Here is an 11,842-nt window from a genome sequence, read left to right as displayed (position 1 = left end):
ATTAATACTACTATATTAATCTAAAAATTTATTTTATATGAAAAATTCATGAATATTGAGACGGTTTACGTCTTCTTTATAAAAAAAACTCATATTCTACTATTCTTTTATATAGTAGAATATGAGATAGGTAGAAATAATTAAATGACCAAAAACTAAGTACTCTATAAATTGTCCAAAATATAAATTATTTAATCCCTTAATTATAATCCTTATACTAAGTATATTATAATAAGTAAAACACCAACTCTACAATTTCACCCCATATGGTATAGTTTATTCTTGACATATTTATTACATATATTTGAATTAATCAATTAATAATCATAGCACCTTAACTAAAAAAATTGGTTACTGATTAAATTAATAGAAGATATTCCTGAACCAACTCTACTATAGTTACTATAAGATGTTGAGAATTAAAATACTAAATTAATCCTCTTTGAAATAAAATACATCTCTACCACAAAAAAGACTAAAAGAATGTTTTATCGTAAAGAATTTTATATATTTGCACCATCTAACAATTAAAAAAATAATTTACTATGTCAGACATTGCATCAAGAGTAAAAGCTATCATCGCTGATAAGCTTGACGTTGAAGAAACAGAAGTAACTCCTGAAGCTAGCTTCACTAACGATTTAGGAGCTGATTCATTGGATACAGTTGAATTGATCATGGAATTCGAAAAAGAATTTAACATCCAAATCCCTGATGATCAGGCTGAAAAAATTACTACTGTAGGACACGCTATCGCTTATATCGAAGAAGTAGTAAATAAATAATATTCTTCAACAAAAAGAAAATTTAAAAATTTATGGAATTAAAAAGAGTAGTTGTAACCGGTTTTGGCGCAGTAACACCGATTGGAAATAATGCAACAGAATACTGGGAAAATCTTGTAAAAGGTGAGAGCGGTGCTGCTCCGATTACTCTTTTTGATGCCACAAATTTCAAAACAAAATTTGCTTGCGAAGTAAAAGGTTTTGATCCATTACAATACTTCGATAAAAAAGAGGCAAAAAAAATGGATCGAAATACTCAGTTGGGACTTGTTGCAGCAAGAGAAGCTGTTGCAAATTCCAGAATCATTGAAGACAATGTAGATAAAAACAGAGTTGGAGTGATTTGGGGGTCTGGAATCGGAGGTTTAGAAACTTTTGAAACCGAAGTATTAGGATGGGCCAATACGGATATCCCTAGGTTTAATCCTTTCTTCATCCCAAAAATGATAGCAGATATTACTCCAGGACATATCTCTATTGAATATGGATTTCACGGTCCAAATTATACCACTGTTTCTGCCTGTGCGTCTTCAGCAAATGCTATAATTGATTCCAAAATGCTTATCCAACTAGGAAAAGCAGATGTGATTGTATGCGGAGGCTCTGAAGCAGCTGTTACCGCAAGTGGTGTCGGTGGATTCAATGCAATGATGGCACTTTCTACAAGAAATGATGATCCTACAACTGCTTCAAGACCATTTGATAAAGATAGAGATGGATTTGTATTAGGAGAAGGGGCTGGATGTATTGTTCTTGAAGAATATGAACACGCGGTAAAACGTGGCGCAAAAATTTATGCAGAATTAAAAGGTGGTGGTTTAAGTGCCGATGCACATCATATGACTGCACCTCACCCTGAAGGACTTGGCGCTTATTTAGTGATGAAAAATTGTTTAGAAGATGCAGGCTTAACTGCTGATGAAGTAGATCATATCAACATGCATGGCACTTCTACTCCATTAGGAGACATCGCAGAATCTAATGCAATTTCAAAACTATTAGGCGAACATGCTTATGACATTCAGATAAATTCTACAAAATCAATGACAGGTCACCTACTTGGTGCCGCCGGAGTTATCGAAGCTATTGCTGCATTAGGAACTATTATTCATGGTATCGTTCCTCCTACCATAAACCATTTTACTGACGATGAAAATATCGATAGTAGACTGAATTTTACATTCAACGAAGCTGTGAAGAAAGATGTAAAAGTAGCCATGAGCAATACTTTTGGGTTTGGTGGACATAATGCTTGCGTTCTATTTAAGAAAATCTAAATTCAATGAATGGAGTTACAGAAATACTTTTCTAAATTCCTTCTCAAAAACAGAAAAAAAAAATTAACAGAGAGAGACTATTTTCTTAGTACTGAATTAAAGAAAATACTAGGTTCTGAAATACGAAATATATCTCTTTATCGTGAAGCCTTTTCATTGAAAAATTCTTCAAAAAATCAAGAAAGTAATTATGAAAGGCTCGAATTTTTAGGTGATTCTGTTTTGGGTACAATTATTTCTTGTCATTTGTTTCAAACTTACCCTCAAGCCAATGAAGGTTATTTAACACAAATGAAATCTAAGATTGTTAATAGGAAAAATCTTAATAAATTAGGAGAAGATCTAAAGCTAACGAGTCTTTTACAAAAGTCAAACTCCATGGCTTTAGGCGAAAATATCTCCGGAAATTTATTTGAGGCTTTAATTGGTGCTGCTTATTTGGACTTCCAATATGAGATTTGTAAAAAAATCATTTTGGAGAGACTTCTCACACCAATAGAAATGAATAAGCTTGAAAATAAAATTGTAAGCTACAAGGGCCTTTTACTCGAATGGAGTCAGAAGAAAAAAGTAAACATAAAATATGAAACTTGTGAAGAGGTACAAGTAAATAAAGCAATCGTTTTTAGATGCCATGTATGGCTGGGAGATGAAAAAATTGCAAATGCTATGGAAACTTCCAAGAAAAAAGCAGAAGAAAAAGCTGCACAAAGAGCATTCTACATTTTAAATAAAAAAGAAAACATACTTGGAAATTCAAAAACTTTATGATATTGATGATATAGAATTTGAAGATATTACCATAGCTTTGGTAAGATTAGTCAAAAATATACCCAATCATGAGTTTTTTTTTAAAGTAAATCAAATAAACGAACTTAAATTTTCTAGAATTATAGATCTTATAATTCATGGAGCGTATTATGATTACTATTTTCCTAGATTTGAAGCTTACCATAAGTATACAAAAACTTGTTTTACTTTTATTTCAAATAAATCCTCCGATAGTAAACAAAAAAAATTACAAACGGAACTTTTTTCAGAAGAAAAAAACATTAAATTTTTATTAAATAATCAGGCAGATGTGCAATATATTTTGCATAGTTCGGAACAGTTTCCTGATTTTTCCGTAATTTTGCTCCCTGAAAATCTTGTATTTCCAATTCAAGACTATACACTAAGTTCTGATGAGGAACTTTATCAAATTATCCAGTATTATGAATAAGTATTTAAAGAAAACAAAAATTATTGCAACACTTGGGCCTGCTTCATCATCTAAGGAGGTTATGCTAGGGCTAATGAAGGCGGGTGTTGATATTTTCAGAATAAATTTCTCACATGCAGATTACGACTTGGTTCGCAACAATATTGAAATAATCAGAGAACTTAATAAAGAATATGGTTTTTCCGTTGGAATTTTAGGAGATTTACAAGGTCCAAAATTGAGAGTTGGAGTGGTAAAAGAAGGTTCCTATCTAAACCCAGGAGATATTCTTACTTTCACCAATGAAAAAATAGAAGGAGACTCTACTAAAGTTTATATGACTTACCAACAGTTTCCTCAAGATGTTAAAGTGGGTGAAAGAATCCTTATTGATGATGGAAAATTAGTCTTAGAAGTAACCGAAACAAATCAAATAGATACTGTTAAAGCAAAAACTATTCAAGGGGGACCATTAAGCTCTAAAAAAGGAGTAAACTTACCTAATACGAATGTTTCACTGCCTGCTCTCACAGAAAAAGACATTCAAGATGCTAATTTCATGCTCGACATGGAGGTGGATTGGATTGCTCTTTCTTTTGTTCGTCACGCTCAAGATATCATTGATTTGAAAGAATTAATTGCAAAACATCCAAATGGTAAATTTAAAACCCCGATTATTGCAAAGATTGAAAAACCGGAAGGGGTCCAAAATATTGAGCAAATTTTATTAGAATGTGATGGACTAATGGTGGCACGTGGAGACTTAGGAGTAGAAGTTCCTATGGAAGAAGTCCCTGCCATCCAAAAAACTTTAGTAGAAAAGGCTAGGTTTTATTCTAAACCTGTAATTATCGCTACTCAAATGATGGAAACGATGATTAATAGCTTAACACCTACTAGAGCTGAAGTAAATGATGTCGCTAACTCTGTATTAGATGGAGCCGACGCAGTTATGCTTTCTGGAGAAACCTCAGTAGGTAGATATCCTGTTCAGGTGGTCGAAAATATGACAAAAATTGTAAAAAATATTGAGATGACTCATTTTTATCAGCATAAAAATGAGCCTATTGAAAAAGATTTTAACTGCATAGATGAAAGGTTTATTACCAATAGAGTCTGCCTTGCTGCAGTAAGAATTGCAAAAACAACCAATGTTGCAGCTATTGTCACTTTAACTCACTCAGGTTATACGGCTTTCCAACTTTCTGCTCATAGACCCGATTCACATATCATTGTATATAGTGGTAATAAAAGAGTAATTACAATGCTTAATTTACTTTGGGGAGTTCACGCATATTATTATGATATGAATAAATCTACGGATGAAACCATTATTCAAGTAAATATGTTGACTCACAATTACGGCTATATTGAATCGGGAGATTTTGTAATCAATATCAATGCAACACCGTCATACGAAGGGGGAAAAACAAATACTTTAAGACTTACTACTGTATAAATACAGATATTTTATATAAAAATAAACTCTCGAGAAAATCGAGAGTTTTGTTTTTTAGTTACCTACAATAGTCTTAACATTTACAAATTCTTTCAATGCTAATAATGAAAGTTCCACTCCATAACCAGAACTCTTGGTTCCTCCGAACGGAAAACGAGGATCAGAGCTTGTCATCCTATTGATATTTACCGTCCCTGATTCAAGGTTTTCTATAAAAAAATATTGACGATTTTTATCTTTTGTCCAGACAGAATTGGAAAGTCCAAAAGGAATATCATTAGCCATTCTCAAGGCATCCTCATCACTTTTGGCAATCATAACCATTCCCAGAGGGCCAAATAACTCCTCCTTTAAGATTGGGTTTCCTTCGTTTACTCTTATTAATCCGGGATTAAACTCATTATCAGAAACTCGTTCTAAAGGAATAATAATCTCAGCCCCATTTTCAAGAGCTTTATTAAATTGCTTTTCTAGTTCATCAGCCAAATCGGGTCTTGCCATTCCACCTAGTTTTGTTTCTTTATCCATAGGATCAGCTGGAACAAACTTTTTATATTCTTCAATAAATTTGGGTAAAAATAATTCCTCAATTTCTGCTTGTATAATAAATCTCTTTGCAGCAACACATGTTTGTCCACAATTCTGCAACCTAGCTTGAGCTCCCACTTTCGCTGCTTCATCGAAATTTGCATCATTTAAAACAATAAAAGCATCACTTCCTCCTAATTCTAACAATGATTTCTTTATATTGAGCCCTGCAATAGATGCCACTTCTCCACCTGCTTTTTCACTTCCCGTTAAGCTTACTCCTTTTATGACATCATGTTCTAAAATTTCTTTAACTTCAGCATGTCCTATTTCTAAGTTTTGAAAAACACCTTGCGGAAAACCAGCCTCCAAAAAAATATCTTCAATAGCTTTTCCACTACCAAAGCAGATTGAGGCATGTTTCAATACTACTGTATTTCCTGCTAGAATAGTAGGAATAGTAAATCTTAATACTTGCCAAAAAGGGAAATTCCAAGGCATTACACCCAAAATTACTCCTTTTGGAACGTAATGAATTTCAGAATATGCAAACTCCGAATCTATCTTTTCAGGGCTTAAAATATTTTCAGCATCCGCATAATAATTCATCATCAAAACACATTTTTCTATTTCAGCAATAGATTGCGAAATAGGCTTATTCATTTCATTGGTAATAATTTTACCAAATTTTTCTGCATTGTTTTTTAAAATTTCAGCCGATTTTCTTATCAATTTTTGTCTTTCTTCAAAAGGCTGTTGTCTCCATTCTGAAAACACCTTATTAGCTTTAATAAGTTTATTTTCAATTAACTGTTCCATATCGTAAATATTAGTTTTAAATTCAAAAAATGAATTTATTGAATGCTTTTTTTAAAAGCATCATAAAAGAAACAAATTTTGTTCCTTACATGTTTATAAAATAGTGATTTTTTCTATAGTAGATGTAAAGTTTTATTTACATTAAATCATAAACCACTCATTCATAAGACAAGCGGCTAATCTAGCTGTTCTATCCTGAATATCGAACAAAGGATTAACTTCTGCCACATCCAATGCTAGTAATTTTTTATTTTTTAAAATATGTTTATAAAAATGCATGAAAGTTGCATCTGCAAAAATACCATTATAAGCAGAAGCAGATACTCCCGGTGCTATAGAGGCGCTAAATACATCCATACAAATAGTGAGATAAGCTATATCCACATTATCTAGTAGATCATCTATTCTCTGATATATTGAAGGTAAATTTTCAAAAAATAATTCATCAGCTAAAATATATTTCATTCCGTTTTGATGAGCAGTATCAAATAATTTCAATGTATTTGAGTTCCTTTGAATTCCAATATGTAAAGAATTTATATCTCCTTCTTGCGCAATTTGCCAAAAACCTGTCCCAGAAGTTGCACCAATATTACTTTCAGGTTGCCTGTTATCAAAATGAGCATCAATATTAATAATCCCGATTTTTTGTTCAGGAAATGCTGTTCTTACTCCAAGATAATGTGCATAGGTAACTTCATGCCCACCTCCTAAAACAAGAGACTTTCCTCCTTTCAATAAAACCCTAGAAACATTTTTAGCCAGCTGATTCTGACTATCTTCTAAATTTCCATCATCACATGTAACATTTCCGAAATCTAATAACGAAAAAGATGGAAGAATTACTGGAAAATTAGACATATTTTTTCTAATAATGTTGGGGGCATCCTTTGCACCTTGTCTTCCCTTATTCCTTCTGACCCCTTCATCCACAGCAAATCCATGTAAAACAAAATCATTATCTATAATAGTATCATAATCGTTTTCATTTTTAACTCTTTGAAATACCCTGTGAAAAAGAAGTTCTTCTCCATCTAATCTTCCTTGCCAAATATCGTTGTCCATTATTTAAAATAATTTAGTGTTTTTCCTTTCAAAAATATAATCTCTAAAAGGAAATGTAACTTTCCTTAAACATAACCGTAGTTTTTCATACATATAATATATTTTCTGTATGATAAAGTTGTGATTACATTATTTTATTTCCGTCAATATAAATATTTTCAGCTTTTAAACTACCCTGATGATATAAAACATTCTGAAAATTATTTGTTTTAAAGGTAATAAAGTCGGCCTTATAACCTGCTTCTAGCTTTCCTCTATCCTCTAAACCTAAAGCATACGCCGAGCGAAACGTAATTCCGGCTAAAACTTCAGCAGTAGTCAATTTTTCATAAGTAGCTAAAATTGAAGCTTGCGTTATTAAATTTCCCATCGGTGCTGAGCCCGGATTCCAATCACTAGCAATAGCTACAATTGCCCCAGCATCTAATAATTTTCTTGCCGGAGTAAACTTTTCTCCCAAACCTAAACTAGCCCCTGGCAAAGCCGTTGCTACCGTATTTGATGTTGCAATAAAATCAATATCTTCATCTATAGTCGCTTCCAAATGATCAGCGGATTTTGCACCTACTTCAACTGCAACACGTGAACTCCCTGGTGTAAATTGGTCTGCATGAACCGTAATTTCAAAGCCTAAATCTTTAGTCTTCAATAAAAAAAGCTTACTTTCTTCGATTTGAAATGCCGATTTTTCGATAAAAATATCAACTCGTCTCGCTAAATTTTCTTGCTTGACTATAGGTAAAATATCTGTAAGAATATAGTGTAAATAGTCTTGATTATCTCCCTTAAAATCTTTAGGCTTTAAATGAGCTGCAAGAGAAGTAGGTACTAAGGTAGCTCTTGTTTGTCCTTGGGCTTTTTTTATAATTCGAAGCATTTTAAGTTCGTTATCTACATCTAAACCATATCCACTCTTTATTTCAACTGTTGTAATTCCTAGAGATATTAAAAAATCAATTCTCTGTAATAATGTTGTCAAAAGTTCTTCTTCCGAAGCGCTTCTTGTATGCTGAACTGAACTCCAGATTCCCCCACCACTTTCTGCAATCTCTAAATATGTTTTTCCTGCATTGCGCATTGCAAAATCATTTGCTCGATTGCCTCCAAAACAAATATGGGTATGAGAATCTACAAAAGCAGGAAATCCAACTTGTTCTCCATCTATATTTTCAATTTCTATATTTTGATTTTGGTATTCTAATTTCAATTCATTGAAATTTCCAATTTTTTGAATTTTTCCACCTTTAATTAAAATCCCACCATCAAGAATAACCTCCAGCTGTTCATCAGAAAGTTTTCCTCTTAATGGAAGGTTGGCAAGAGTCACCAATTGCTTAAACGGACCTATAAGTTTCATTATATAATACTACTAAGACTATTATTACTAAAATTTTCACTTCCAAAATTACTTAAAATATCTGTTTATCTCAATTTTTTTACTCTTTTAGAAATCCTCAATTAAATATTATCCTATTATCTCCTCCTAGCCTAATGTAAATTTCCTATCTTTGAAGTAAATGAAATTGAATTAATGCCTGATTTTTTACATCCAGATAAAGAAAATTATTCCCGCGAAGAGCTTTTGCAGGAAGCACAAATACGTCCTCAAAGTTTCAAAGATTTTGCAGGACAAAGAAAAACTTTGGAAAACCTTGAAGTTTTTGTAACTGCAGCAAAAAAACGAGGGGGAGCTTTAGATCATGTGCTATTGCATGGCCCTCCGGGTCTAGGTAAAACAACTCTAGCTAATATTATCGCCAACGAACTTGGTGTAAATTGTAAGGTAACTTCAGGCCCTGTTTTAGATAAACCAGGAAGTTTAGCCGGTTTGCTCACTAATCTTGAAGAAAATGATGTCCTTTTTATTGATGAAATTCATCGACTATCACCCGTTGTAGAAGAATATCTCTATTCTGCAATGGAGGATTATAAAATCGATATTATGCTAGAAACCGGTCCCAATGCACGAAGTGTTCAAATTGGCTTAAATCCTTTCACTCTTGTCGGAGCAACAACAAGAAGTGGTATGTTGACCAAACCTATGCTAGCCCGATTTGGAATTCAAAGTAGATTGGAATATTATTCTATTGAACTTTTATCCATTATTATCCAAAGAAGTGCGAGAGTATTGGGCATAAAAATTTATGAAGACGCAGCGATTGAAATAGCGAGAAGAAGCAGAGGCACCCCCAGAATAGCAAATGCTTTGCTAAGAAGAGTTCGGGACTTTGCTGAAATAAAAGGTAATGGAGAAATTGAAATCAATATTACAAAATATGGCCTTAACTCTCTTAATGTTGACGAGTATGGTTTAGATGAAATGGATAATAAAATTATGCGTGTTATGATTGAGAACTTTAAAGGAAAGCCGGTAGGAATATCTGCACTCGCCACATCCATTGGTGAAAATCCGGAAACCTTAGAAGAAGTTTATGAGCCCTTTTTGATTCAAGAAGGATTTATCATTAGAACTCCTAGAGGAAGAGAAGTTACAGAAAAAGCATACCAACATTTAAATATTTCAAAACCAAAAAATCCCGGGGAATTATTCTAAATTTATGTTTACTCCTAAATTATATAAAAGCGAAGATCTTGACCTGATGAAAGAAATAATCAGAGAAAATACATTCGCTTTATTAATTTCCTCTATCAATAAAATTAGGGCTACTCATTGTATGATTATGCTTAATGAGGAGAACCCTGAAAATATTTATCTTGAAACCCACATTTCCAAAGCTAATCCACAAGCAAAAACCTTGAAAAACGGAGATGAAGTTCTTTGTGACTTCCTAGGTTCTCATGCCTACATTTCCAGTAGTTGGTATGATCATATCAATGTTTCTACATGGAATTATGAAGCAGTACAAATCTATGGTACAATTGAAGTGATGAATCATGAGGAACTCTATCAACATCTTGAAAAGCTTACTTATAAATATGAAAACGTCCAACAATGCCCTGTCATGGTGCATAATATGGGCAAAGAATTTGTAGAAAAAGAGATGAAAGGAGTGTATGGCTTAAAAATTGCCCCTTCTGAGATTTTCATCAAGCAAAAGTTATCTCAAAATAGAAAAGAAAATGATTATCTAAATATTATTTCGAATCTTGAGAAAGGGAATGAAAATGAAAAAAGAATTGCTGAAAAAATGAAACTATTAAAAAAATAAAAACATTATAAACTTTAATATTATATGAAACTATATCCAATACAATGTGGAAAATTTAAACTCGACGGCGGCGCTATGTTTGGAGTCGTCCCAAAGAGTCTCTGGGAAAAAACAAACCCAGCAGACGAAAAAAACTTAATAGAACTAGGTACCCGATCCCTTCTTATTGAAGATGGTAAAAAACTGATCCTTGTTGATTGTGGTCTTGGTAACAAACAGGATGAAAAATTTTTTGGACATTATGCTCTTTGGGGAGATGATAGTTTAGATAAAAATTTAAAAAAATATGGTTTTATAAAAGAAGACATTACAGATGTTTTCCTTACCCACCTTCATTTTGATCATTGTGGCGGCGCTATTGAATGGAATGATAACAAAACAGGGTATAGACCTTCTTTTAAAAATGCTCAGTATTGGACCAACGAAAACCATTGGCAATGGGCAACTGAACCCAATTCACGAGAAAAAGCTAGTTTTCTAAAGGAAAATATTATTCCCCTACAAGAAAGTGGTCAGCTTAATTTTTTACCTCTTCCTAAAACAGGAAATTATGGGTTTGCACCAGATTTAAAAATGGATGTTATTTTTGTAGACGGTCATACTGAAAAACAAATGCTACCCGTTCTTCAATACCAAGATAGAACTGTTGTTTTTGCAGCAGATTTAATTCCTACGGCGGGACATATCAACCCAGTTTATGTAATGGGATATGATACGAGACCTCTCTTAACAATTGAAGAAAAAGGAAAATTTTTAAAACAATGTGTTGACAACGAATATCTACTATTCTTTGAACATGATGCACATCATGAATTAGCTAGTCTTAAAATGACAGAAAAAGGAGTACGACTTGATGAAACCTATACTTTTAATGAGGTGTTTGGATACTAATTTTTAGTTATGGAAAAATTAAATTCAAATACACAAAACCCAGAACCAGATCCAGCACCAGTCCCAAAAATCATTGGGCTAACCGGAGGAATTGGTTCGGGAAAAACTACAGTTGCCCGTTTTATCGAAGAATTTGGATTTCCAGTGTATTATTCGGACGATAGAGCAAAAACAATTGTCAATGATAATGAAGATGTCAAGATAAAAATCAAAGATCTTCTGGGAGACCAAGCCTATGATGAAAATGGGCTTTATAACAGAAAATTTGTAGCTGAAAAAGTTTTTAATAATCAAAATTTACTTCAAAAATTAAATGAGATTATACATCCTGCTGTTCGGATCGATTTTGAAGAATGGATAAAAAAACAAACCAAATATTTAGTTTTTAAAGAAACTGCTTTATTATTTGAATTAAAGCTTAATAAAGATTGTTACAAATCTCTTTTAGTTACTGCTGAAGATAATATCAGAATTAAAAGAGTTATGGATAGAGATGATAAAACATATCGTGAAGTCCAAACAATTATGGAAAAACAAATGCCTGAAAAAGATAAAGTAAAATTAGCTGATTGTATCATCTATAATAATACAAATATCGAGGATTTAAAAGAAAGCACAGAACGAGTAATCTTCAATATTGAATAGTA

The 11,842-nt window shown here is 32.6% G+C and carries 12 protein-coding genes; 9 read left to right on the top strand and 3 right to left on the bottom strand.

Annotation, left to right across the window (positions count from 1 at the left end):
- Positions 1 to 545 precede the first annotated feature (545 nt).
- Genes CHRY9293_RS05675 through pyk form a run of 5 tightly spaced genes read left to right on the top strand, consistent with a single transcriptional unit; the run spans position 546 to position 4,722 of the window.
- Entirely contained in the window at positions 546 to 785 is a 240-nt protein-coding gene (locus tag CHRY9293_RS05675; RefSeq protein ID WP_002976354.1) for an acyl carrier protein, read from the top strand.
- Positions 786 to 817: 32 nt separating this feature from the next.
- Complete coding sequence (gene fabF / locus CHRY9293_RS05670) at positions 818 to 2,062, top strand: beta-ketoacyl-ACP synthase II (protein WP_162032002.1); 1,245 nt, start codon at positions 818 to 820, stop codon at positions 2,060 to 2,062.
- A 9-nt stretch (positions 2,063 to 2,071) separates the two neighbouring features.
- Positions 2,072 to 2,833, top strand: coding sequence for a ribonuclease III (gene rnc, locus CHRY9293_RS05665; protein WP_122548505.1), 762 nt, complete (start codon positions 2,072 to 2,074; stop codon positions 2,831 to 2,833).
- Positions 2,811 to 3,284 (top strand): IPExxxVDY family protein, encoded by a 474-nt coding sequence (locus CHRY9293_RS05660; RefSeq protein WP_122637503.1) that lies wholly within the window; start codon positions 2,811 to 2,813, stop codon positions 3,282 to 3,284. The genes rnc and CHRY9293_RS05660 overlap by 23 nt, the downstream gene beginning before the upstream one ends.
- The gene (pyk, locus tag CHRY9293_RS05655) at positions 3,277 to 4,722 is read left to right on the top strand and encodes a pyruvate kinase (RefSeq protein WP_162032000.1); all 1,446 of its coding nucleotides are present in this window, start codon (positions 3,277 to 3,279) and stop codon (positions 4,720 to 4,722) included. The genes CHRY9293_RS05660 and pyk overlap by 8 nt, the downstream gene beginning before the upstream one ends.
- 54 nt (positions 4,723 to 4,776) lie before the next feature.
- On the opposite strand, the gene CHRY9293_RS05650 is transcribed toward pyk, so the two are convergent.
- The 3 genes from CHRY9293_RS05650 to hutI form a co-directional block, all read right to left on the bottom strand.
- Complete coding sequence (locus tag CHRY9293_RS05650) at positions 4,777 to 6,069, bottom strand: aldehyde dehydrogenase family protein (RefSeq protein ID WP_162031999.1); 1,293 nt, start codon at positions 6,067 to 6,069, stop codon at positions 4,777 to 4,779.
- Positions 6,070 to 6,210: 141 nt separating this feature from the next.
- The gene (gene hutG / locus CHRY9293_RS05645) at positions 6,211 to 7,134 is read right to left on the bottom strand and encodes a formimidoylglutamase (RefSeq protein ID WP_162031996.1); all 924 of its coding nucleotides are present in this window, start codon (positions 7,132 to 7,134) and stop codon (positions 6,211 to 6,213) included.
- Positions 7,135 to 7,258: 124 nt separating this feature from the next.
- The gene (gene hutI, locus CHRY9293_RS05640; protein WP_162031994.1) at positions 7,259 to 8,491 is read right to left on the bottom strand and encodes an imidazolonepropionase; all 1,233 of its coding nucleotides are present in this window, start codon (positions 8,489 to 8,491) and stop codon (positions 7,259 to 7,261) included.
- A 174-nt stretch (positions 8,492 to 8,665) separates the two neighbouring features.
- On the opposite strand from hutI, the gene ruvB reads away from it, so the two are divergent.
- The 4 genes from ruvB to coaE are packed head-to-tail and all read left to right on the top strand — an operon-like array spanning position 8,666 to position 11,840.
- Entirely contained in the window at positions 8,666 to 9,688 is a 1,023-nt protein-coding gene (ruvB, locus tag CHRY9293_RS05635; protein WP_122637508.1) for a Holliday junction branch migration DNA helicase RuvB, read from the top strand.
- Positions 9,689 to 9,692: 4 nt separating this feature from the next.
- Positions 9,693 to 10,304, top strand: a complete 612-nt coding sequence (locus tag CHRY9293_RS05630) for an FMN-binding negative transcriptional regulator (protein ID WP_162031992.1) — start codon at positions 9,693 to 9,695, stop codon at positions 10,302 to 10,304.
- Positions 10,305 to 10,328: 24 nt separating this feature from the next.
- Positions 10,329 to 11,195: an MBL fold metallo-hydrolase gene (locus CHRY9293_RS05625; RefSeq protein ID WP_122548513.1), complete on the top strand. Its 867-nt coding sequence runs from the start codon at positions 10,329 to 10,331 to the stop codon at positions 11,193 to 11,195.
- A 9-nt stretch (positions 11,196 to 11,204) separates the two neighbouring features.
- Positions 11,205 to 11,840, top strand: a complete 636-nt coding sequence (gene coaE / locus CHRY9293_RS05620) for a dephospho-CoA kinase (RefSeq protein WP_162031991.1) — start codon at positions 11,205 to 11,207, stop codon at positions 11,838 to 11,840.
- Positions 11,841 to 11,842 lie beyond the last annotated feature (2 nt).

The organism is Chryseobacterium potabilaquae (assembly GCF_902728265.1).
Lineage (GTDB): Bacteria > Bacteroidota > Bacteroidia > Flavobacteriales > Weeksellaceae > Chryseobacterium > Chryseobacterium potabilaquae.
Note: the sequence above shows the minus strand (reverse complement) of the source record. Positions and strands in the feature narration are given on the sequence as shown.